The organism is Pseudarthrobacter sp. PS3-L1 (assembly GCF_030063285.1).
Classification (GTDB): domain Bacteria; phylum Actinomycetota; class Actinomycetes; order Actinomycetales; family Micrococcaceae; genus Arthrobacter.
Genome location: NZ_JASISU010000004.1, coordinates 61662 through 86001, shown reverse-complemented (window position 1 = coordinate 86001; position 24340 = coordinate 61662). Strand labels below are relative to the sequence as shown.

General features: G+C 63.6%; 15 protein-coding genes and 2 pseudogenes. 12 read left to right on the top strand and 5 right to left on the bottom strand.

Features of this window, described 5'->3' with window-relative positions:
- Positions 1 to 40 precede the first annotated feature (40 nt).
- The 10 genes from QMG79_RS11685 to QMG79_RS11640 all read left to right on the top strand — a co-directional run bounded on the left by QMG79_RS11685 (position 41) and on the right by QMG79_RS11640 (position 18282).
- Entirely contained in the window at positions 41 to 364 is a 324-nt protein-coding gene (locus QMG79_RS11685) for a hypothetical protein (RefSeq protein ID WP_283538784.1), read from the top strand.
- 162 nt (positions 365 to 526) lie between these two features.
- Positions 527 to 11404 carry a non-ribosomal peptide synthetase gene (locus QMG79_RS11680; protein ID WP_283538783.1) on the top strand — a complete coding sequence of 3626 codons (10878 nt, stop codon included), beginning with the start codon at positions 527 to 529 and terminating at the stop codon, positions 11402 to 11404.
- A gap of 63 nt (positions 11405 to 11467) precedes the next feature.
- On the top strand, positions 11468 to 11680 hold the full coding sequence (locus QMG79_RS11675; RefSeq protein WP_283538782.1) for an MbtH family protein: 213 nt from the start codon (positions 11468 to 11470) through the stop codon (positions 11678 to 11680).
- Complete coding sequence (locus QMG79_RS11670; protein WP_283538781.1) at positions 11677 to 12663, top strand: ATP-binding cassette domain-containing protein; 987 nt, start codon at positions 11677 to 11679, stop codon at positions 12661 to 12663. Before QMG79_RS11675 ends, QMG79_RS11670 begins: the two co-directional genes overlap by 4 nt.
- On the top strand, positions 12660 to 13460 hold the full coding sequence (locus tag QMG79_RS11665; RefSeq protein ID WP_283538780.1) for an ABC transporter permease: 801 nt from the start codon (positions 12660 to 12662) through the stop codon (positions 13458 to 13460). Before QMG79_RS11670 ends, QMG79_RS11665 begins: the two co-directional genes overlap by 4 nt.
- Complete coding sequence (locus QMG79_RS11660) at positions 13457 to 14224, top strand: 4'-phosphopantetheinyl transferase family protein (protein ID WP_283538779.1); 768 nt, start codon at positions 13457 to 13459, stop codon at positions 14222 to 14224. The genes QMG79_RS11665 and QMG79_RS11660 overlap by 4 nt, the downstream gene beginning before the upstream one ends.
- 32 nt (positions 14225 to 14256) lie before the next feature.
- Positions 14257 to 15573, top strand: a complete 1317-nt coding sequence (locus QMG79_RS11655) for an MFS transporter (protein ID WP_283538778.1) — start codon at positions 14257 to 14259, stop codon at positions 15571 to 15573.
- A 3-nt stretch (positions 15574 to 15576) separates the two neighbouring features.
- Positions 15577 to 16257, top strand: coding sequence for a FadR/GntR family transcriptional regulator (locus tag QMG79_RS11650; RefSeq protein ID WP_283538777.1), 681 nt, complete (start codon positions 15577 to 15579; stop codon positions 16255 to 16257).
- Between the two features lie 134 nt (positions 16258 to 16391).
- On the top strand, positions 16392 to 16949 hold the full coding sequence (locus QMG79_RS11645; RefSeq protein WP_283538776.1) for a TspO/MBR family protein: 558 nt from the start codon (positions 16392 to 16394) through the stop codon (positions 16947 to 16949).
- 136 nt (positions 16950 to 17085) lie between these two features.
- A complete protein-coding gene (locus QMG79_RS11640) occupies positions 17086 to 18282 on the top strand; it encodes an AI-2E family transporter (protein ID WP_283538775.1) in 1197 nt (398 codons plus the stop codon).
- 90 nt (positions 18283 to 18372) lie between these two features.
- Here the strand turns inward: QMG79_RS11640 and QMG79_RS11635 are convergent, their stop codons facing one another.
- The 4 genes and pseudogenes from QMG79_RS11635 to QMG79_RS11620 form a co-directional block, all read right to left on the bottom strand.
- The gene (locus QMG79_RS11635; RefSeq protein WP_283538774.1) at positions 18373 to 19842 is read right to left on the bottom strand and encodes an FAD-dependent oxidoreductase; all 1470 of its coding nucleotides are present in this window, start codon (positions 19840 to 19842) and stop codon (positions 18373 to 18375) included.
- Positions 19843 to 19865: 23 nt separating this feature from the next.
- Positions 19866 to 20306: pseudogene (locus QMG79_RS11630) on the bottom strand (uroporphyrinogen-III C-methyltransferase); the annotation flags it as partial.
- A gap of 79 nt (positions 20307 to 20385) precedes the next feature.
- The gene (locus QMG79_RS11625) at positions 20386 to 21417 is read right to left on the bottom strand and encodes an LLM class flavin-dependent oxidoreductase (protein WP_283538773.1); all 1032 of its coding nucleotides are present in this window, start codon (positions 21415 to 21417) and stop codon (positions 20386 to 20388) included.
- A gap of 116 nt (positions 21418 to 21533) precedes the next feature.
- A pseudogene (locus QMG79_RS11620) lies at positions 21534 to 21901 on the bottom strand (ABC transporter permease); the annotation flags it as partial.
- 67 nt (positions 21902 to 21968) lie between these two features.
- Between QMG79_RS11620 and QMG79_RS11615 the strand changes: the two are divergent.
- Both QMG79_RS11615 and QMG79_RS11610 read left to right on the top strand, forming a co-directional pair.
- Positions 21969 to 22634, top strand: coding sequence for a trimeric intracellular cation channel family protein (locus tag QMG79_RS11615; protein WP_283539240.1), 666 nt, complete (start codon positions 21969 to 21971; stop codon positions 22632 to 22634).
- Between the two features lie 9 nt (positions 22635 to 22643).
- Entirely contained in the window at positions 22644 to 23072 is a 429-nt protein-coding gene (locus tag QMG79_RS11610) for a hypothetical protein (RefSeq protein ID WP_283538772.1), read from the top strand.
- 114 nt (positions 23073 to 23186) lie between these two features.
- On the opposite strand, the gene QMG79_RS11605 is transcribed toward QMG79_RS11610, so the two are convergent.
- Positions 23187 to 24008: a DUF559 domain-containing protein gene (locus QMG79_RS11605; protein ID WP_283538771.1), complete on the bottom strand. Its 822-nt coding sequence runs from the start codon at positions 24006 to 24008 to the stop codon at positions 23187 to 23189.
- Between the last annotated feature and the right edge of the window lie 332 nt (positions 24009 to 24340).

The window sequence follows — 24340 nt, the reverse complement described above, 5'->3', positions numbered from 1 at the left end:
ACAGGGACGAATGACCCATGGCACCGAAAGCAGTTGGTGCGTGGAAACTGTCAGCTACGTAACTGGAGAAGAAACCGTGAAGAACCGCACCAAGACCACAACCCGTATCGCCGTGGGAACAGCCATTGCAGCCTCCGCACTCTCTTTCGTCGCGCTCCCCGCGAACGCTGCCACCACTCCTTCCGCGGCACAGGGCATCACCGCCCCGGCGAGCACCTCAATTGCCAACGGCGGCATCCTCAACGGACTCCTTGGTGGGCTGCTGGACGGCGGAATCCTCAACGGCGGAGTGGTCAATGGACCCTTGATCGAGGGTCCCCTGGTCGACGGATTCGGTCCTTTCCAGATTGGCCAGTTCCAGTAACACAGCACGCACTTTTCAGGCCCAGCGGCCTTTTCCGCTGACCGTACCGCAGCGGCAGCCCTGTTTTCAGGGCTGCCGCTGCCGTGCGAACCCGCAGATGCCCCGCGTACCCATCCCCTCCGCGAGGACTGTAGAGACTGACCCCATCCGAAGAGAAGGCCCATGAACTCCCCCCTGCCCGCTTCACCTGACCAGCCCCACACTCCGGAAGCGCACGTCCCGGACCGGATCAGTCTGAGCACTGCGCAGCGCGGAATCTGGTATGCGCAGAAGCTGGCACCCACCAGCCCCATGTACCAGATTGGCCAGTTCATCGACATCAGCGGGCCCCTCAATGGGAAGATACTGGGCGAGGCCGTGAGCCGTGCGGTGGCCGAGACTCCGGCGCTGAATGTTGGCTTTGGCGAGGATCAGGACGGCCCCTTCCAGTATCCGCTGGCAGCTGCGGCAGCTGTCCAGTTCACTGACCTGGGTGGAGCTGCATCCAGCATGGACGGGGAGCGGAGCGCCCGCGACCTGATGGACTTGGACATGTCGGCGCCACGGGCGGTCTCGGACAACAACCTGCTGCACATGGAACTCATCCGTCTTTCACCGACCCGGCACTTTTTCTACCAGCGGGTCCACCACCTGCTGCTCGACGGGTACTCCGCAGTGCTCGTCCTCCGGCGTGTCGCGGCCCTGTATGGTGAGCTGCTGGCCGAAGCCGCCGATGACGGTGCCCACGAGGCTGCGGCCGCCGCGGACAGCACTGGCAGCCCCCATGAACTGCCCGATTTCGGCCAGTTCACCGACCTGATCGCCGATGACCAAAGCTACGCGGACTCAGCAGCAGCGACGGCAGATGCCACGTACTGGGCCAAGGAGCTCGACGGCGCGGCCACACCAGCAGGACTGGCCGGACGGCCGGAAGGAACGGCCAACTCGCTGCTGCGATCCACCGTAGAGTTGCCGGCGAGCGCGGTGATGGCGTTGGAATCAGCGCCGGGCAGTGCCCCTGCCCTGATCCTGACGGCCGTGTCCCTGTATCTGCACCGGATGACTGGCGAGCAGAACGTCTCCCTTGCGCTGCCCGTCACTGCCCGTCGCGGAAAGCTGGCGAAGTCCACCCCCTCCATGCTCTCCAACATCGTTCCGGTCCGGCTGAATATGGCACCTGGCGCAACAGTTCAGGAACTGGTCGCCGCAATGGGCGGGAAGCTGCGCAACTCCCTGATCCACCAACGGGCCCGGTACGAATCCATGAGTGGCCAGGGCGGCTACCTGGGTCCGTCAGTGAACATCCTGCCGGTCCTGGAAGACATCACCTTCGGGACTGCCACAGGCACCATGAACATCCTGTCCACGGGACCCATCGATGACCTGTCGGTCATTGTCCATGGCATGGGCCAGGGCCCTTCGGGATCCGTGACAGTCCAGTTCGCGGCCGCCGCCGAGCTGTACACGCAGCCCAGCCTGGACCAACACCTGAATCGTTTTGTCCAGCTTCTTGGCGAGTTGCTGACCCATCCGGCTGAGCCGACTGCAGCTCTTTCCGTCACCACTGACGCGGAAGAAAAGTCACTGCTGGCCGCTGGCGACGCCCCGGCCCTGGACCTTCCTGGCCACACGGTGGCGGAGGAGTTTGCGAAGGTCGCTGCCAGTGCGCCGGACCGGACAGCCGTGGTCGCCACAGATGGGACCCTGACATTTGCCCAGCTGGAGGCTCGCTCCAACCAGCTGGCCCGTTTCCTCCGTGGCCGGGGAGCGAAACCGGGCACCACTGTTGCCGTCCGCCTTGACCGCAGTGTCCTGCTACCGGTGTCCATCCTGGGCATCCTGAAGTCTGGCGCAGCGTACGTCCCGCTGGATCCGGACTACCCGGCTGGCCGGGTCGAAGGGATGCTGGAGGACGCAGCCCCCGTCCTGCTGCTCACCACCGCGGCCATGATGGACGATGACGCCGAGGAGCAACCACAGACAAGTGTCCCTGTGACGGTTCTGGACTCAGCCCTGATGGTCACGTGCCTGGACGGCAAGGAAGAGAGCGCACTGGCCAGGATTGCTGGCCAACAGGACCTGGCCTATGTCATATTCACGTCCGGTTCCACCGGCCGGCCCAAGGGCGTGGGCGTTGAGCACCTTGCCCTCCTCAACCTGCTGACCTCGCACCGGGAGAGCATTTTTGATCCTGCACAGGCCGCACTGGGCCGGCACCTGCGGGTGGCGCATACGGCAGGACTTTCCTTTGATGCTTCGTGGGATCCGATCCTCTGGCTGCTGGCGGGGCACGAACTCCACATGGTGGACAACCAGACCCGTCGTGACCCGGAGGCTCTGAGCTCATTCCTGGCAGCGGAGCGCATCGATTCCATTGAGACAACTCCCTCTTTTGCGAAAGCACTCCTCGCTGACGGCCTCTTCGACCAGCAGGTACACCCCACTGTTGTTGCCCTTGGCGGCGAAGCGGTTGATCCAGCCACCTGGCGTGAACTGGCAACCCACGATGGCGTCATGGCCTACAACTTCTATGGCCCCACCGAAACCACAGTGGACTCCCTTACCGCGGTGATGGACCCTGGCACTGATGTAACACTGGGCGATTCCGTTGCAAACACCAGGCACTACATCCTCGACTCCGGACTCAACCCGGTGCCCACCAACGCGATTGGCGAACTCTATGTTGCAGGCGTCAACCTGGCGCGCGGTTACTTGGACAAGCCGGGCCTGAGCTCCGAAAAGTTCGTGGCGGACCCCTTCGCGACGGACGGCTCACGCATGTACCGGACAGGCGATGTGGTGCGCCGTCTTGAGCATGGCACACTGCAATTCTTGGGCCGCATGGACCAGCAGATCAAGATTCGCGGCTTCCGCATTGAGCCAGCGGAAATTGAGGCAGTGCTGCGCGGCATGGACGGCGTTGACCAGGCCGCTGTCACCGTGAGCAAGAACCGGGCAGGCTACGACCAGCTCCTCGCCTACGTCACCACCACAACCATGTCCACCGATGCTGCAGAAAGCGGGGACCTAGACACTGCCGCGCTGCGGGCACAGGCCCGCCGCACCCTACCTGATTACATGGTTCCCACAGCCATCATCGTCATTGGGTCCATTCCCTTGACTGCCAACGGCAAGCTCGATGCACGTGCGCTTCCGGCTCCCGTCCAGGACACCGCCATGACTGCGCCGCGCACCGACGCAGAGACCCTGGTGGCCGAATGTTTCCGCGAGATCCTGGGCCTGGAGGCCGTAGGCGTGGACGATGACTTCTTTGAGCTGGGCGGCCACTCCCTGCTGGCTACCCGGCTGGCGGCCCTGCTGCGCGAGCGTACCGGATCTGCTCCGGCACTGCGGACCATCTTCGAAGAACCCACGGTGGCCGGACTTGCGGCTGCACTGGAGACGGACAGCTCTGCCGTCCCGGAACTGAGCGTCACAACCCGGCCCGCAACGATTCCGCTCTCTTTCGCCCAGCGCCGGCTGTGGTTCCTGAACCGCATGGACCAAGAATCCGGCGCCTACAACATTCCAGTAGTGCTGACGCTCAAGGGCACCCTGGACGTCACCGCACTCGCTGAGGCGCTGTCCGACGTCGTCCTCCGCCACGAAAGCCTGCGCACGGTCTTCCCCTGGCTGGACGGCGAACCGCACCAGAGCATCCTTAGCCCCCACGATGCCCCAGTCAACTTCCTTGCTGTGCAGTGCGACCCTGATTCCCTGGACCGGGCCCTGCGCACCGAGACGGAACGCGGCTTCGATATCACCACAGAACTTCCGCTGCGCACCGTCCTGTTCCAGCTGGCACCCGACCACCACGTCCTGGCCATCACACTGCACCATGTGGCCGCTGACGGCTGGTCCCTTGCACCGCTGGCCAGGGACCTTTCCACTGCCTACACGGCCCGGCTGGAAGGTTCCACCCCCGCCGCAGATGCGCTGCCCGTCCAGTACGCGGATTACACGCTGTGGCAGCGCCAGGCCCTGGGCAGCGAAGATGACCCGGCAAGCCCCATCTCCAGGCAGCTGGAGTTCTGGAGCCGGGAGCTCAAAGGCTCCCCCGAGGAACTCCGACTGCCCCTCGACTTTGCACGGGGCACCCGCGAGGGTGACGCCCCGGCGTCGTCCATTCCTCTGGAGCTCGATGCCACCACAACCGCGCGGCTTAATGCCCTGGCCCGCACCCACAACGCAAGCCTCTTCATGGTGTTGCAGGCTGCGCTCGCCGCACTGCTCACGAAGAATGGTGCCGGGGAGGACATTCCGCTGGGGACCCCTGTGGCTGGCCGGACGGACACCCGCCTCAATGAGCTGGTTGGCTTTTTCGTCAATACGCTGGTCCTGCGGACGAATACTTCCGGAAACCCCACAGCTGCCGAGCTTGTCGAGAGCGTCAGGTACACCAACCTGCATGCCTACGGTAACCAGGACGCGCCTTTTGAGCGGGTCGTCGAAGAGGTCAATCCCGCCCGGTCACGGCACAGGCACCCACTGTTCCAGGTGATGCTGACGTTGCAGAACACCCCTGACGCTGAGCTTGCCATGGCAGGACTTGACGTCTCAGCTGACCTGGGGCGAGACCCCGGTGGAGCTAAGTTTGACCTGTTGCTTGATCTGGCAGAGCGGGAGGGGACAGGCATTACGGGCTCTTTGGCCTACAACCCGGCGCTGTTCACAGCCGCCACAGTGGCCCAGCTTGCTGCCGGTTTCACCCTGGTGGCGCAGCAGTTTGCCGCAGATCCAAAGGTCACCCTGGACCGTCTGCAGGTCCTCAACGCGGCAGAACGTGACGCCGTGCTAGAACACGCCGCCCCGACGGCGCTTGATCTGCCGTGGGCCACCATCCCCGAGGCATTTACGCTCACGGCCCGGGCCCGGGCCGGCCAGATAGCGCTGGTGGCCGGCTCCGGTGCCGACGCCACGAGCTTGAGCTTTGCCCAGCTGGATGATCGTGTTTCCGGCCTTGCTGCCGGCCTTGCCGCCGCTGACATCACCGCCGGCGACAGGGTTGCCGTGGCCCTCCCCCGGTCCGCCGACGTCGTGGCTTCCGCGCTGGCCATTTTCGCCGCGGGCGCCGTCTATGTTCCCGTCGATCTGTCCTACCCCGCCGAACGCATCCGGATGATCCTTGGGGACAGCGCGCCTGCGCTGGTGATCACAAACGACGCCGGTATCACGGCAGCACGTTCCCGCACCGTCAGCGAGGTGCTGGCTGCCGGTGGACCGACACCCGTGGGAGGGTGGCTCCCCGGTGTGCCCGCGGCTGTTCCGGCCCCCGAGGATCTTGCCTACGTGCTGTACACCTCCGGTTCCACGGGCCGGCCCAAGGGCGTGGCCGTAACCCACGGCGCCCTGGCCAACCTCTACGCCCACCACCACGCCACGCTCTTTGCGCCCCGATTTGCGGCGGGTGGCAACGAACGCGTGCGGGTGGCCCACATTGCCGGCCTGGGCTTTGATGCATCCTGGGATCCCATGCTGTGGATGGTGGCCGGTGCGGAGCTGCACTTGGTGTCCGATGCTGTGCGCTCCGACGCCGAATCCCTGGCACAGTACTGCCTGGACAACGGTATTGATGTGCTGGAAACCACTCCGTCCTACGCGGCTGCCCTTCTGGAGTGTGGACTCCTGAGCCGTGCCCGTACCGAGCCGCTGATCCTGGCGCTGGGCGGCGAAGCAGTATCCGGCGAGCTCTGGCAGCGCCTTGCCGCAGAGCCAGCCGTCCAGGCGCTGAACTTCTACGGCCCTACCGAATTCACTGTTGATTCAGTGATGGCCACGATCGTGGGGTCCCGCCCCGTCATCGGGCGCCCCGCAGGGAACACGGCTGCCATGGTCCTGGATGCCTACCTGCAACCGGTTCCGGCCGGCGTGCCCGGTGAACTGTACTTGGCGGGCGCCGGCATGGCACGCGGCTACGATCAGCGCCCCGGTGAAACAGCCAGCCGTTTTGTGGCCAACCCCTTCGCCGGGGACGGCAGCCGCATGTACCGCACAGGCGACCTCGTTCGGCGCGATTCCAACGGAGTGCTGGAGTTCCTTTCCCGCACTGATGACCAGGTCAAGGTTCGTGGTTTCAGGATCGAACTCGGTGAAATCGAAGCTGCGCTGGCGGCCCATCCACAGGTCCAGCACGTGGTGGCGATTCCTGACGGAGATCCGGCCCAGCGGATCGTCGCCTACGTTGTGGGAGACGTTGATGCCGCGCAGCTGAGGACGACTGCTGCGGAAAAGCTGCCCGACTATATGGTGCCCGCAGTGTTCATGAGCATTCCTGCACTGCCCCTGACCTCGCACGGAAAGCTGGACCGCAGGGCCCTGCCCGCGCCCTCTGCAGCCACGGCAGCAGGTAACGGCGTGCCACCCTCGACGCCCGAAGAACACGTCATGGCAGGTATCTTTGGCGAAGTCCTGGACCTGGACACTGTCACCATGGACGACGACTTTTTCCTGCTCGGCGGCCATTCACTCCTGGCTATCACCATCATGGGCAAGATCCGCAAGTCGTTTGGCACAGCCCTTCCCCTGCGGGCCCTTTTTGACAGCCCCACGCCAGCGGCACTGCTGACGGCAGTCACCACGCCAGCGGGCCAGGATACCGAGGCCACGGGCCAGGAGGTTTCCACAGCGCACTCCGGATTGACCCATGCCACGATCGTCGGATCCGACATTCCAGCCCTGGCTGACTGGATGGGCACTGCCTCGGCGGCCCGTCCGGACCAGCTGGTCCTGTCCTTCGCGCAGCAGCGGATGTGGTTCCTGAACCAACTGGAACCAGGATCCTCGGAGTACAACATCTCCCTGGCAGCCCGGCTCACCGGCAAGCTCGACGAGGACGCCATGTCCGCCGCCATTGATGCCCTCCTGGCCAGGCACGAGATCCTGCGAACCACCTACCCCGCCACGGCGGGAATCCCGCACCAGCAGATCTCCCCGGCACAGCACGCCACGGGGCTGATGTGGGTGATTCCTGTGGGCTCGGCAGAGGAGGAAGCCCGGCAACTCGCTGACGGTGCCGGTCGCGGTTTCGACCTCACCGCTGAACTCCCCTTCCGCGCGACCCTGCTCCGTCGGACCGACACACCCGGCACCTGGGTTCTGCACCTGGTCCTCAACCACATTGCCAGCGATGGCGCATCCCTGGCCCCCCTGACCCGCGACCTCTCCGAGGCCTACGCTGCGGCACTGGCCGGTGCCGAGGCGATCGACAGGGCTCCCCTCGCCGTGCAGTACGCGGACTTCAGCACCTGGCAGCAGCAGGCCCTGGGGTCAGGTGACAGCTCCACTGACAGTGATGCCGCTGGGGCGTCCACGGCCCCCCACGGCAGCAAGCTTGAGCATTGGAAGGAAGCCCTCGCAGGAATTCCTGCGGAAATGGCGCTGCCTGCTGACCACCGTCGTCCACGTGAGGCCCGCCAGCCTGGCAGGCAGCAGCACTTCACGCTGGACGCCGAGACGCTGGTATCCCTCCAGAAGGTAGCTGCGTCCGCCAACGCCAGTGTCTTCATGACCCTGCACGCTGTCCTGGCTGGTTTCCTGCACCGCAGCGGTGCAGGCGACGACCTGGTCATTGGTTCACCCACGGCTGGGCGGACCGATCCTGCCCTGACCGAGCTGGTGGGATTTTTTGTCAACACCCTCCCGTTGCGGATCAGTGCCGCCGGCGATCCCACGCTGCGGACCCTGGTGGGCCGTGCCCGAGGCTCGATCTTAGCCGCCTTCGATCATGACGATGTGCCCTTCGAACGCCTGGTCGAGGTCCTCAATCCAGAGCGTGAGCTGGGCCGCCACCCGCTGTTCCAGACAATGCTCACAGTGGACAGCACCGTCTCCGCGATCCCGGAGCTGCCCGGCGTCCAGGTCACGACTGTCCCCGAATCCGCCTCTGGCGAAGCCAAGTTTGACCTCTCCTTCACGTTCCGTCCCGCTCCTGTCCAGGAAGATCCTGCCGGCACTGTGGAACGTTCCGCGGCGTCCGCTGGGGCCTCCGAGCCACAAGCCGGGCTGTCCGCGACGCTCGAATACAACAGCGAGATGTTTGAGGAAGCCAGCATCCAACGGCTGATAAGCGCATTTGTGCGTTTCGTGGAACGCAGCACGGCCAACGCCGACACCCCCATCACGGACCTGGTCATGGTGGATCCGGCAGAGGCCGAGGCACTCGCGGCAAGCACTGCTGGTTCAACCTCCAGCACCACAGGAGAAGGGACAACAGCCGCCAATAACGGCGTCCTGAGCACCTTTGCCGCCACCGTCGCCGCCCAGCCGGCAGCCACGGCGCTTGTCGCGGACGGCGCGGAGCGCACCTTCGGGGAACTGGCGAAGGACGCACTGGGCCTTGCAGTAGAGCTCGCCAATGCTGGAGTGGGTCACGGAGACGTTGTCTCGGTCTTCCTGCCCCGTTCCAGCGGGACCGTCCAGGCGCTGCTGGGTGTCATCGCCGGAGCTGGCGTCTACAACCCGATCGACACCGAATACCCGGACAGCAGGATCATCGCCATCCTGGAGGATGCCCGGCCTCCGGTCATCCTGAGCACCGCCTCCCAGCAGGACCGACTGGAGCTGCTGCTCACCACAATGCAGCCGGAAGCTACTGACCCGGCAGGCGCGGCGGCTCAGAGCGCGCTTCCACGGATTGTGCTCCTCGAAGACCTCCTTGCTGCGGCCCGGGCAGGTGTTTCGGCTCCCTCGGGCGAGACCGGACACAGAAGTTCACAGTCCATGGCCTGGACTGACGTCGCGGCTGAGCTGCGCAATCGCCAGCCCGCAGACCGGGAGCTCGCCTATGTCATGTTCACGTCCGGTTCAACGGGCAGGCCCAAGGGTGTCGACATCAGCCACGGCGCCCTGGCCGCTCTTTACGCATCCCACCGGGAGACCCTCCTGTCCGGGTTTGATCCCTCAGCAACCATCCCCGGTATCCGCCGGAATGTCGCCCACACCACAGGAGTTGGCTTCGATGCGTCCTGGGACCCCACCCTGTGGTTGATTGCCGGGCACTGCCTGCACATGATCGACGATTCCACGCGGCGCGATGCCGCAGCATTGGCGACCTACTTTGCCGATCACTCCATCACGGCCTGGGAAACAACACCCGGCTACGTTCGGCAACTCCTCAAGGAACCGGCGTTTATGCGGATCCTTGATGGCGTTGCGGCAAAAGACAATGCTGGCGGCAGCAAGAAGAGCAGCCGCCCGGTGGAACCAGGCACCATCCAGAGCGCAGACACCACGGAAAATACCCACCAGGAAAGCTTCAGCCTCGCCCTCGGCGGTGAAGCGTTCGACGCTGAGCTGTGGGAACTACTCGCGGCAAAATCATCAGTGACCACCTGGAACATGTATGGCCCCACCGAAGCTGCAGTGGACACTGTTGTGGCACGCGTGAGCGACTCGACCACTCCTGTGCTGGGTGCGCCAACGTCCGGTACACGCCTGCACGTCCTGGATTCCCGGCTCCGTCCGGTGCTGGCTGGCACCGCCGGTGAACTCTACATCGCCGGACGCCAACTGGCCCGCGGATACCGCGGGAGGCCCGATCTGACCGCGGAGCGGTTCATCGCCGATCCTTTTGCCGCGAACGGCGAGCGCATGTACCGGACCGGGGACCTGGTGACCCGCCATGAGGATGGCCGCCTGATCTTCGCGGGCCGCAATGATGACCAGCTCAAGATCCGCGGCTTCCGCGTTGAGCCTGGCGAGATTGAGCGGGCAGCCGTGTCCGCGCCGGGGGTGGCGTCCGCCGTCGTCCGGGCAGTAACAGAAAAGAACGGCAATGTCAGGCTGCTGGCCTACGTGGTCCCTGATGCCACAGATACTGCCTCCTCCACGGCAGTCGAAGAGGGACATGCTGCGGAGCTGGCCGAGTCTGTCCGGACACACCTGCGGACCATGCTGCCCGACTACATGGTGCCGGCCGCCGTCGTGGTTCTAGCAGAAATTCCCCTGACCCCGCACGGCAAGGTAGACCTCAAGGCCTTGCCGGCGGCGGCTGACGCACCCCGGGCTGCAGGCAAACCTCCGCGGTCCCCGCGTGAGAAAACAGTGGCTGCCATCTTTGCCGACGTCCTGTCGGTGGAGCGGGTAGGAGTGGATGAATCCTTCTTTGAACTGGGCGGGCACTCGTTCCTGGCGCAGCCCCTGATCGCAAAGATCAATACCGCGTTGGGCACATCCCTGCAGGTCCAGTCCCTCTTCCGTGCCCCTACGGTAGAAGACCTACTCCGTGTTGCCTCGCAGGGCGCTGATGAAAGCGCTGCCGCGGATCTCCGGCAGGTACTTACCTTGCGCGGCAAGGGAAAGAAATCTCCCCTGTTTGCCGTCCACCCAGCGTCGGGCATCAGCTGGGGCTACGCATCCATGTTGGGCTCGCTGGACCCTGAACGGCCGCTGGTTGGACTGCAGATGCCTGGCATGGAACCCAATGCCACGCACACCATCACCGCCACGACCCTGACGGAACTGGCGGACCAGTACATCGAGCAAATCCGCAGCGTTCAACCGGCGGGGCCCTACCACCTCATGGGCTGGTCCTTCGGCGGACACCTCGTCCACCGGCTGGCCACCCGGCTGCAGGAACTCGGCGAGGATGTCGCCACCCTGACGATCCTGGATGCGTTCCCCGGAACACAGGAAAACAACGACGACGTCGGGACCGGCGCCGCACTGTGGGCCAGCTACCTGGATGCCCAGGGTTACTCGGTGGACGCTGCCGAGGCGGCAACCCTGGATGCAGTCCGCGCGCAGGAAATCCTGCGGGAAAACCACAACCCGCTGGGCACCGTGCCGCTGGATTCCGTGCAGGCGATGGTGGAGAACTTCCCGGTACTGGCCAGGCTCATTCGGACCCAGGAACCAGCTGTTTTCGCCGGGGACCTGCTGCTGTTCCGAGCAACCAAGGCAGTCCCCGCAGGCACCCCTGGAGCAGAGTCCTGGGCACCTTATGTCTCGGGGACAGTCACTGAGGTTGACGTTCCGGACAGGCACTCGCAGATGCTCAGTGACATAGCTCTCCCGGTAATAATGCCGTCGCTGGCAATCCAACTGGGCACTGAGTCCGAATGACTTATAACGCCCCGGTAACAGAGGGGGCCCACAATCCAGAGCAACCCGAAAGGTACCATCCCCGTGACGAATCCGTTTGATGACACCTCAGCCAGCTTTTCCGTTCTGGTCAACGAATACCAGCAGCACTCCCTGTGGCCTTCTTTCGCCACGGCTCCCAAAGGCTGGGTAGCAATGTTCGGACCGGACAGCCGCGAGGCATGCTTGGAGTACGTCTCCTCCTCGTGGACCGACATGGCTCCGCGAAAAGTTGCCGAGCTTGCGGCCTCACAGTGATCCAGGTAGAGAACGTCCGCAAAACCTATGGTGCCTTCACGGCCTTGGACGGGCTCTCCCTCACTGCGGCGGAGGGAACCGTCCTGGGGCTGCTCGGCCCGAACGGCTCGGGGAAAACCACCACTGTCAAAGTCCTCACCACCCTGCTGGCCCCGGATTCCGGGGATGCCTGGGTGGCCGGTCACTCGGTCCTGGATAATCCTGACCTGGTGCGCCGGAACCTTGGGCTGTCCGGGCAGTACGCCGCTGTGGATGAGAAGCTGACGGCTTTCGAGAATCTGCACATGGTGGGCCGCCTCTACGGCATGAACCGTCGCACCGCGTCGGCCCGCGCACACGAACTCCTGGCCAATTTTCGCCTCACGGACGTTGCTGGCAAGCGCGCGGGCACTTTTTCCGGTGGCATGCGGCGCCGCCTGGACCTTGCTGGTGCAATCGTGGCGCGGCCCAAGGTGGTGGTTCTTGATGAGCCCACCACCGGCCTGGACCCCCGCGGCCGCCTGGATACGTGGGAAGTCATCTCGGGCCTCGTCTCGGACGGAACCACTGTCCTGCTGACAACGCAGTACCTGGAGGAAGCGGACCGACTGGCGGATCACATTGCCGTTATCAACCATGGCAGCGTTATTGCCGAAGGAACCGCCACGGAACTCAAGGACGGCGCTGGCGCGGAACGGATCGACATCACGGTGCGCAACGCCGTTGATCTCCAGGCCGCCGCCGCAGTCCTGGCACTGGCTGCTGATGGCCTTGGCACGCCAGAGGTTGATCCCGCTGCACTGAGTGTTTCGATTGCAGCTCCCGGTGGGCACCAGATGCTGGTGCGCGTCCTGGCTGAGCTTGACGCCCGTTCGCTCCCCGTGGCCGAAGCCTCGCTGCGCCGCCCCACCCTGGATGATGTTTTCCTCCAACTCACCGGCGGAACAGCAAAAACAAACCCCCAGAGCACCCCGGATACCAGCATGGAAGGAGTCCCCGCATGAGCGTCATTTCAGCCGCAGTGCGGGACAGCTCCGTCATTGCCCACCGCAACATCCTCAACGTCCTTCGAACACCCGGCGCGCTGGTCACAGGCATCGTGCAGCCCGTCATGTTCGTCCTGCTGCTTGGTTTTGTCTTTGGCGGCTCGCTCGGCGGAGACCAGTACCGCAGCTTCCTGATTGGCGGGATACTCGCCCAGACCCTGACGTTCAACGCCTCTTTCACGGCCGTCTACCTGGCCAAGGACCTGCAACTCGGCCTGATCGACAGGTTCCGATCGCTCCCCATGTCCCGCGTCGCAGTCATCCTGGGACGAACCACCTCCGACCTCTATACAAGCGTCATTTCGATAGTTGTCACGCTGCTCTGCGGACTGGCCGTGGGCTGGCGGACCAGTGCGGGCATCCTGGAGATTCTCGCTGCGGTGGGTGTCCTGCTCTTGTTCGCCTTTGCCGTGTCCTGGATCGGCGCAGTCATCGCCCTGACCGCCCGCAGCGTCGAGGTGGCCCAGAGCTTGGGACTGGTTTGGCTCTTCCCCGTCACCTTTGTCTCCGGTGCCTTTGTCTCCGTCTCGACCCTGCCCGGCCCGCTCCGGGCCATCGCCGAATGGAACCCCGTAACCTCGGTGGCCACCGCAGCGCGTGAGCTCTTCGGCAACGCGGCGCCTGCGGGATTTGTGGCTCCTGGCGGCTGGCCTGCAGATAACGCCGTCCTTTATGCGCTGCTGTGCAGCATCGGCATCATCGTAGTCTTTGCCCCCCTTGCGATCGCACAGTACCGCAGGATCAGCAAGCGATGAGTCCCGACGCCGGCCGTAGTCATGGCGTTGGAACTCCCGTGGGCGTGGGCTTTGTGCTCCTGCGTTCGGTAGATGTGCAGAAGGCGTGTTCGGATTCGGGGGGCATGGGCAGTTACCTCACACCGGCAGAGCGCTCTGCCAGGGATGCGTTCCACCATCCCAAAGATGCCCTGGACTACGCCGCTTCCCACGTTCTCTTGAGGCTCATGGCAGCCCATCAGCTCGGGCTTGAGGCCTCCGCGGCGCCCTACCTGGAAATCACGCGACACTGCGTCAGTTGCGGTTCCGTGGACCATGGACGCCCGGTCCTGGCTGGCGCATCACTGAGCCTGTCCCGCAGCCACGGTGTGGCCATGGCAGCTGCTGGTCCGGTTGATGCGTTTGTTGGCGTGGACGTGGAACAGATTCCGGCACAGCTCTTTGCGGGCTTTGAGGACTACGTGCTGACGGCCAAGGCTGCTGCAGACCTGCCTCAGGAAGACATCGTCGGCCGCATGCGCCACTGGGTAGCCAAGGAAGCTGTCCTCAAGTCAGCGGGCATCGGTCTTGCCGTTGCGCCATCGGCCGTAGCGCTCACGGAGCGCAAGGGCCCCGTAGGGAGCCTCCGCGCAACGTGTCCACAGGAACCCAGGGTCCACGGCCGGGACGTCTACTCCGTGCCGGCGCTCCCCGGGTACCTTGCGGCCCTTTCGAGCAGCGGCTGGGGCGCTCCCCGCCAGTGCCACGCCCATGAGATCCTGCCCACTTCAAGCACCTGCAGCTAGCCTGGCAAACATCTAACGTCTAACCTCTAGGGATGGCTACTTCCCTCCACACCGCCGCGCCCGCTACCGCCACGGCGCCAGCTCCACGCTCGCGTGCTGTCGTCGTCGTCAGTGTTGTGGCCCTGGTGCTGATTGGGCTGAATCTTCGCGCGGGGATCACCGGCGCTTCGGCACTGCTGCACGATCTTCAGGAAACGCTCGGATATGGCGCGTTTACGGCCTCGGTCATTCCTTCCATTCCCACGCTGTGCTTCGCCGTGGCTGGCGCAGCCACGGCCTGGCTGACCAGCCGGCTGGGCCTGGAAAAAGCGATCATGGGTGCGCTGGTACTGCTGGCTGCCGGACTCCTCCTCCGCGGCATACCCGCAACGGGGATGCTCCTCGCCGGAACCGTGGTGGGAATGTCAGGACTCGCCGTGTGCAATGTGGCAATGCCCTCCTTCATCCGGGAGCACTTTGCCCACCGCACGGCATTGATGACCAGCGTCTACACGGTGACGATGACCACCGGAGCCACAGTTTCCGCTGTCATCGCCGTTCCTATGGCCCAGGCCCTTGGCTCACCTTCGCTGGCATTGGGTGCCATTGGAATCCTGGCTACCGTCACATGCCTAGGATTTCTTCCCGTCGCACTGCACGCCCACCGCCACCGGACCCACCAACGTGGAGCCGGCATCTCACCGTGGCCCCTGCTGCGGACAAGGACCGGAAAGCTGACCACGGCAATTTTTGCGGTTCAGTCACTCCTGGCGTACGCCCTCCTGAGCTGGTTTCCCTACCTCCTGACCAACAGGGGCATGAGTGCCACGGACAGCGGTGTCATGTTTGGACTCATGCAACTGGTTTCCGTTCCGGCTGGCATGATCCTCATTGCGCTGGGATCGCGTCCCGGCATGCTCCGCCTTGCCTTCTACCTGGCCAGCGGCATCATGAGCGTCGGCGTCAGTGCCCTCCTGGTCCTGCCGGTTGACCTGGCCGCCGTCCCGGCTGTCCTGCTGGGCTTTGGCCTAGGAATCTTCCCATTGGTGATGATGGTCATCAGCCGAAGCGGCAACAGCACTGCCGAAACCACGGCACTGTCTACCCTGGCCCAGTCCACGGGCTATCTCTTGGCAACAGCGGGGCCCTTTGGTATGGGTCTGCTGCACAGCGCCACTGGCGGCTGGACACTCCCGCTATCCCTCCTGCTGGTCCTGGCGCTGGTCCAGATGGTGGTGGCACACTTGCTCACCTCCAACAGTGAGCCAGGGACCCGTGTGCGACGCACTGCATTTGTGGCCAGGCTCCGGCGCGGCTCCACGACCTCCACGACCTCCACGACCTCCACGACCTCCACGACTGAAGGCTGATCCATGACGCTCAGCAGTTCCCAACGGCTCCCCCTCGCGGAGGAAGTAACAGCAAAACTTCGTGCCATGATCCATTCCGGTGAGTGGGCCTTGCAGGAGCGCATCCCCGCCGAGCCGGAACTGATGGCCGGCCTCGGAGTCTCCCGTGGAACACTGCGGGAGGCCATCAAGGCCCTGGCCCACACGGGAATGCTGGAGGTGCGGCGCGGCGATGGCACCTATGTACGCGCCACCAGTGAGATCACTGGAGCAGCCCAGCGGGTTTACCAGGACCACACCCAGGAGCACATCCTCGATGTCCGGATGGCACTTGATACGCAGGCCGCACGGCTGGCGGCCCGCCACGCCTCCGTCGAAGATATAACAGCGCTGCGCCACCTGCTTGCCGATCGGACAGCCGCCTGGCTGCGCAGTGATTTTGCCGCATGGGCAAAAGCCGACTGGGGATTCCACCTGCGTGTTGCAGAAGCATCCGCCAATCCCCTCCTCGCAGAGCTGTACTCAAGTTTCGGCGTCGTCTTTCACCAGGATCTCCTGGCGCAGCACCATCGCGAGGGATTCCAGGGCTTGCCGGTGGAGGGGCACGATGCGCTGGTTGATGCCATTGAAGCGCGGGATCCCGAGGCAGCCGTGGCCAGCGTGGACCGGAACCTTAACTCCTGCGCGGAGTGGCTGGCTAGCTGAAGCAACCAGCCCGTAGACATCCGCCAACCAGGACGCCCCTGAGGGTGTCTCTGCGCTCCTTCCTGCATCTGACCTGCGGCATCAATCACAGCTTCCAAGTTGACCGGAAGCCGCCTTTCCCTGACTCTTGAACAGTGACTGTGCAACGCCACGGCCACAGTACCGGCGGGGATACTGTGGAGCGGCATCTACTTTTGCGGCGCCCCCTTTGGCAGCAGGTTTTTTTCCTGATTGCGTTCCTTGCCGCAGCCCACCTGACAAGTCTTCTGTCAGCGCTTGTAATTAGGGCTCATGCCCGGGGCTGGTATGCCGAGGCCCAGGCAGCTCCCTGGACACCACCAGGACCCGTTATTGGCAGTATCTGGTTCCTGTTGTACACCGCCATGGCCGTTGGAGCGTGGTTCATCTGGCGCACGCGAAGGGCTGGAAGGAACTCTGCACTCCGGGCGTTCGGCCTGCAACTGTGCCTTAACCTTGGGTGGTCAGCCATGTTTTTCGGTGCCTATCCCCTGTTCGGGACAGCCGCCCTGTGGATTGGGCTGGTGATTATTGCCACACTGATCGTCACGGTAGGAGTCATGGTGCTGCGTTTTGGGCCCATCAGCACAACCGCTGGATTCCTGATCCTCCCGTACCTTGGCTGGCTCATCTTTTCTGCCAGCCTGAACCTTTACGCGGCCATTCACAACTAGCCCTTCCCGCCACCCATTCCACCTAGCACCTGGGCCTGGCGGTTCGGTGGAATCCCGCACGCTAAGTAGGCTTGCTGTCTGACCACCCGTACCATGACCATGCACCGCCTTCAACGGTGCTGACCGAGGAGTTTTCATGGCTGACTCAGCCAGCACGGCACCCCAGGCTCGCGACGAGGCGGCCGACCACGGCGCTGTCGCCCGTCCAGGGAAGGACGCATCTGCTCCCAAGTCCGCCTCGCAACTGTGGGGTGATGGTTTTGGGCGCGTCGGCATCCGGGCTGCGCAGGCCCTGCTGATCATCGCCATCAGCGTTGTGGCCGTTTTCGCGCTGCTGCAGATTAAGCTTCTGGTGATCCCTGTCCTGATCGCCCTGATCCTAGCCGCCGCCATCAGCCCTTTCGTCAACATGCTCAAGCGGCGCGGAATCAACGATGGCCTGTCCACAGTCATTGCTTTTGTGACGCTCCTGGCTGCCCTGGGCGCAATCTTTACGGTGATCTTTTTCTCGGTCCGCAGCCAGTGGGATGACCTGGTCCAGCAAGCCAGCACGGGTCTTGACCAGCTCCAGGAATTTGTCCTCAACGGCCCCATCCCTGTCGAAGAGGACCAGATCACCCAGGCGCGGGACGCGATTATTGAATTTGCCACCAGCAGCCAGGTCCGCTCCGGTGCCATTACCGGGATCTCCGTGGTGGGTGAGTTCCTCACCGGTGCGGCTCTGCTGGTGGTCATCCTGTTCTTCTTCCTCAAGGATGGGCAGCGTATCTGGAGCTTCCTCACCAGCCCCTTCAAAGGTGAGCGGGCCACCAAACTGCAACGCGTGGGAACAAAGAGCCAGGAGGTCCTGGGCGGCTATATCCGCGGTACTTCCGTTGTTGCCCTGGTGGATGCGGTCTTTATTGGCGTCGCCCTGTTCATTCTGCAGGTTCCTTTGGCCCTTCCCTTGGCCATGGTGGTCTTCATTGGGGCGTTCATCCCGATTGTTGGCGCCACCATGGCTGGGGTCCTAGCGGCACTTGTCGCCCTGGTTGCCAACGGCCCACTCGTGGCCCTGATCGTGATTGCCGTGGTCATCGCCGTGAACCAACTCGAGGGCAACCTGCTCCAGCCCGTGGTGATGGGCAAGTCCCTGCAGCTCCACGCCCTGGTTATCCTTCTCGCGCTCACAGCCGGCACCCTCCTGGCGGGCATTGTGGGCGCCGTCCTGAGCGTCCCGCTGACCGCCGTGACCTGGTCCATAATCAAGATCTGGTTCTCGAACGAGGCGCCAAAGACACCCGCCACAGAGCAGGCCCCTGATCCTGACGTGGCAGCCGAATCAACGCACTGACAGACTCGCTGCGGCACCACCGCACGACGGCGGCCCGGCACCTTGGGTGCCGGGCCGCCGTCGAACGCTGACAGGACGCTCCAGTCAGGCTCAGGGGATCTCTGCAGCCACGCCACCTCGCGAGATACTGACCATCTCCTCGCGGTCCACTACCTTGATGCGTTCACGGGTGACGGCGACGCCGTGGGATTCGCCCGCAGCAGTCGCTGCTGAACCGAGGCCCGTTTCGTGCGCGTCCAGCGCAATCCAGCCCTCCCAGGTGGTGTACTGGACGCCGCGGTCAACCAGCAGCGACACTATCGCCTCCGGCGCCGGTGACACCGCGGCCGGGAGGTCCGCACGGTCTTCAAGCAGATACGTCACAGTCTCCAAGGCGTCTCCCTTGGTGTGGCCGATCAGCCCCACCGGGCCGCGCTTGATCCAGCCCGTGGCATAGAGGCCTGGCACGTGGGTACCGGCGGCGTCCAGGACGCGGCCACCCATGTTGGGCACAACCCCCCGGGTGTGATCGAACTCCACCGCGGGAAGCGCCGAACCGAAGTAGCCGATGGAGCGGTACACAGCCTGCACGGGATAGTCCACAAACTCGCCGGTTCCGCGGACGTTGCCCGTGCCGTCCAGTTCTGTCCGCTCAAACCGCATGCCGGCCACCGTGCCTGGGGTGGCGGCGTCGTCATAAATTTCCACCGGGCTGTGCAGGAAGTGCAGGTGCAGGCGGCGCGATGCGGTCAGCTCTGAGAGATCCTCGGGCTGCTCGGCGATCCAGTTGGTGAGCGTGCCCACCATGGTTTTGGTCTGGTTGTTGGTCTGGATCTGGCGGTCCGATTCCTCGTCGAACTCAAAATCCTCGGCATAGAGAATGATGTCCACATCCTTGGAATGGGAGAGTTCCCGCAGTTCCAGTGGCGTGAATTTGACCTGGGCGGGACCCCTGCGGCCAAAAACGTGGACGTCAGTCACCGGGGATGCCTTCAGATCGGTATAGACGTTGTCCGGGATCTCCGAGACCAACAGGTCATCGGCATGCTTGGACAGTACGCGCGCAACATCGAGTGCCACGTTGCCGTTGCCAATGACTGCAATCTCCTTAGCCGTCAGCGGCCAGTGCCGGGGGACGTCGGGGTGGCCGTCATACCAGGAGACAAAGTCGGCGCCACCGAAGGAGCCGTCAAATTCAATTCCGGGAATGTTCAGGTCTGCGTCCCTAATGGCCCCTGTGGCGAAAATCACGGCGTCATAGTGTGCCCTGAGGTCCGCCATGGAGAGGTCCGTGCCGTAGTCGACGTTCCCGAAGAATCGGATATCGCCACGATCCAGCACCTTGTGCAGCGCCTTGACAATACCTTTGATGCGCGGGTGATCCGGGGCCACGCCGTAGCGAATCAGTCCGTAGGGCGCCGGATACCTGTCGAAGAGGTCAATGCTCACCGTCAGTTCGCCGCTGCTGACAGCCTCACTCTTGGTGAGGATATCTGCCGCATATACGCCAGCGGGCCCGGACCCGATCACGGCAATGCGCAGGGGGCGCGCGGCGGTTCCTACGGTGGTCTGATCTGACACGACGGTGTTCCTTCTTGTTGTTCCTAGAGTTGCGGTGCTGACTCGGTGCTGACTCGGGGACGGCTGGGGGTGGTGGTACTGAAGTCCGCTGTCCGGAAATGTGCTGTGGCAAAAGGGCTGACTCGCACCACGTCTCCAATGACAATAACTGTCGGGTTGGCTACTCCCATGGCCTCCGCCTGATCAGCGGTAGAGGAGAGCGTGCCGATGGTGACCCGCTGGTCCGGAAGATAGTCATTCCCAACGATGCCAACAGGAGTGCCCGCAGGCAAACCGGCAGCGGTCAAAAGGGCGGCGGAAGTGCGCAGTTGCCCCACACCCATCAGAAGAACAACTGTAAGTTCTGCACGCGCCGGCACCCCGGAAAGTTCCTTGTGCCCCATCATCGCCGAGAAGACCTTCGCGAGCCCGCGGTGCGTCACGGGAATACCCTCCACAGACGGAACGCCAATTGCCGCGGTCACGAGGGGCAATCCCGCGTCACAGAAGAGGTGGGTGCCCCCGGCCAGGTTTTTCCGCCTGCCTGCTCGCCCCCACTCGCCCCTATGTGGCGGGAGTCCAGCCTATTGCTGGGGCTACGTGGCGGGCGATGTTTTCCAGCAGGTCCGTGTTGTAGCGCACGCCGAGCCCGTTGGGGATGGTCAGCAGGAGGGTATCTGCCTCCTGGACCGCCTCATCTTTGGCAAGTTCCGCAGCGACAACGTCCGGCTCGCCAATGTAGCTACGGCCGAACCGTGCCATGCCGCCATCGAGATACCCCACCTGGTCGCCACCACTTGCCTGCCCGCGAAGCCCAAAGTATTTGTGGTCCTCGTCGCTGACCAGCGGAAAGACACTGCGACTGACAGAGACCCGCGGCTCAAACGGGTGACCGGCTGTGGCCCACGCCGTCCGGAAAAGCCTGATCTGTTCGGCCTGTAGCTGATCAAAGGGAACGCCAGTGTCCTCGGTCAGCAGAGTGGAGCTCATCAGGTTCATGCCTTGTTCGGCGGCCCACACAGCCGTCTTGCGGGTCCCTGCTCCCCACCAGATGCGCTCCGGCAATGTGTCGGACAGCGGCTGGATGTGGAGCGTGCCGTTACCTCCGTAGCGGGGGTCCCCCTGCGCCACGGGCGTTCCGCTGATGGCGCCTCGGAACTGGGACGTGTGCCGCCGCGCCATGTCAGCATGATCCTCGCCTTCCGCCGGTACGTAGCCAAAGCGGGCGGCTCCGTCAAGGACCGGTTCAGGTGAACCTCGGCTGATGCCGAGCTGGAGCCGCCTGTTACTGATCAGGTCTGTGGCTGCCGCTTCCTCTGCCATGTACAGGGGGTTCTCGTAGCGCATGTCAATGACGCCCGTGCCGATTTCTATCCGGCTGGTCCTGGCGGCTACGGCCGCCAGGAGGGGGAAGGGCGCGGCCTGCTGGCGAGCAAAATGGTGCACCCGGAAGTAGGCGCCATCAAGCCCGATCTGTTCCGCCGCAACTGCGAGGTCGATTCCTTGAAGCAGGGAGTCCCCGGCGGTAGGAACCCGCGACCCCGGTCCCCAGTGACCGAAGGAGAGGAAGCCAATGCGTTTTTGATGTGTACTCACACCCGGATCAACACGCAGGCTACCGGTGTCATTCCCGGAGGTGGCTTCCCCGGCGCCATCGCACCACGGCTTTCTTCTTCGCTGGTGTCAGTTCCGGCTAGGGACAACGCATGAAACTAGCGGCTGCTCCCCGTCAACGCGCCCCGGCCACGCAGAAGCCTTTTCTCCGGTGGCCCACAAACCAACAGTTCAATGAGGATGCCAATGAATATGATCATCGGGATCGCTGACATCACCATGGCCATGTCAGAGAGGGCCCGGCCCTGGTTCAGCATGGATCCCCATCCGGACCCCATGGTGCCCCCATGGCGATGATCTCCGCAGCCGTCGGGGATCGCCAGGAAAACGTCTAGCCTTGCTTGAGTCCGCCCAGGTACCCCGGCAAGGCCGCCGGGAGCACACCCTGGCGTCCCAGCTGCAGCCGGGACGCCCCCAGCACTGTTCCCATGCGGCGGTACTTCCGCGGAATTTGGTCCACACCGGAGTCCACCCGGCTAGCGTAACGTTGTAGCCGCCCCCTCTCCCCTTTCACTTTTCAGGATGCCCCCGTGATGTTCCGTTTTGACTCTGCGCTTGTGTGGCTCGATCTGGCCGGAGTTTTCTTCTTTGCCGTGTCAGGCTCCTTGCTGGCAGCCCGGAAGCAATTCGACATTGTGGGGTCCCTGCTGCTCGCTTCGATTGTGAGCCTGGGCGGGGGCGTCATTCGGGACATCATCATCAATGCGGGCCCGCCAGTAGCTTTTTCCAACCCGGCTTATCTGGTGCCGCCGCTGCTGGCGACTTTCCTGGTGTACTTTCTCTTCTCCAGCGTCCAGCGCTACACGGCGCTCCTGACCCTGTTCGACGCCGGTGGTCTGGCGCTGTTTTGCATTACCGGAACACTGAAGGCCATTTCGGCTGGGTTGAATCCCGTGGCAGCGATTCTGCTGGGCGTGACCACAGCCGTGGGCGGCGGTCTGTTGCGCGACATTACCGCAAATGAGGTTCCGCAGCTCTTCAATCCCCGCGACCTCTACGCCATTCCAGCTTTCACCGGAGCTGCCCTGACCACACTTCTGTGGTCTACGGGCTCGTTCAATGCGTTCACTGCGTTCGCCGTCGCATTTATTGTCTTCTCCTTCCGCGTTCTGGCCTGGCGCCGGTCCTGGCACGTCCCCCTGGCTGTGCGCGGCTGGCAACGGCTGGGATTGGGTAATCGGGGCGATGGAATTGGCTAGGATATGAGCATGACTGACATGTTCCTCGAGAAGTTCCGCGCGCTTGTTCCGAAGTATCTCGAAGACGAATGGCAGGAAGAGGACGGGCTCACCGCCGGCGAACTCGATGACTCCCTCGCAGAACACCAGTTCCAGATTCCCCTGGTACTGCGCGAGTTCTACCTTGCCCTCGGTGGCTGCGAGGACCTCATGGAGGCCTACCACTACTTCTGGGACCCCGAAGAGCTCGAAGTTGATGATGAAGGCTTCCTGATGTTCCTTGAAGATGAGGAAGAGCAGTTCACCTGGGGCTTCCGCGTGGGTGACATCGGAATTCCTGATCCGATTGTCTACCGCCGGAATAATTCACGTGGCCAGTGGAAGAGTGAGGAAGGCACGTTCTCCGAATTCGTTTTCGATATGTTTGAGTGGGCCTTCAACGACGAGGACGAGGACTGAGGCGCAAAGCCTGAGCCCTGCCGCTGGGTTTCCCCACCTTTAGGAGCCCTCTGCGGGATGTCGGGCAGATTTCGCGGCGTGTCAGGACCTGGCCACCCCTAAACCTGGGGAATTTCAGTGCACAGTCCTTCCGCGCAGCACCTGCCAGACCTCGCTCAGGACTTTTTCCGGGTGGTAGACCACGTCCGCATAGCCATAGCGGAGCACCGGATAGCCGCAAAGTGTGCTGGCATTGTTCCGGCCCCGGTCCTTGATTACTTGTTTGCGCTCCAGATGCGTTGCACCGTCGAGCTCCACAATCAGGAATCCCTCCAGCAGGAAGTCCACAATCCCTATCCCTGCCAGGTCCACCTGGGTCTGGGTGAAGATACCATTGGCCCGGAAAAGGATCCTGGCGACCACTTCGATGGCCGAGTCAGCACTGCCGTCCACCAGATCAAGGGCACGCCGGGCCTGCCCATTGCGGCTGCCCGGCAGGCGCTCACGGAGGTAGCCAAGTGTCGTCACCCCTTGCCTGAGGGCACTTTCAACCAGCACGGCAGATTCGACGGTGGGCAGGCACCTCAGGCCGTGGACCAGGACATCAGTGGTGCTGGCCACCGGCAGCAGAAGAGTGGATGGCACCAGGGATCCCCGGTGCACCACAGCATGTGGCGGACCGGCGTGGCGGCAAAGCAGATGCAGCTGCTGATGCGGGTGGAGTAACCACAGCCTCCTGTGGGGCGCAGCTGAAGCGCATGTCAGCAGCCCATTGGCAAGGACGGCCGCCACCAGGTCAGGCGCCGCACCGGGCAACGCCAACACGCCGTGCCGCAATCGCAGGATGCGCCCTTCCGACACTGCCACCCGGATATCGCGGTCGGTGAAACCTGCCCGCCGAAGGGTCGACGTTGCTGCCACGGAGCCTGCATGACGAAGAAGTTGGTCAAGATCCATGCTCCAGCAGACAGCCGCCACAGACCGCTGGATAGGCCTTCCCACGCCTATGTGGATAGCGCAGCGCACTGGGATCCCCCAGTTTTTTAGGTGACCTTTCGGCGAGTCCCCGCAAACCGCCGTCGTACCCTCAGCTTTAGCCGCGAAAGGTGGGCAACCTCAGCGTGGCCACAAGGAGTCACGCAGCATAACAAAGCTGCTTGCATAATATGACAAGGCTGTCATAGACTAGTCACGGATCCACTAAACGCCTCCGGTGGATCTGATGCGAACGGAGAAATGGCCCCGGCTTCCGCAGCGAAAGCTGCTGGTACCGGGGCCATTGCAGTTAA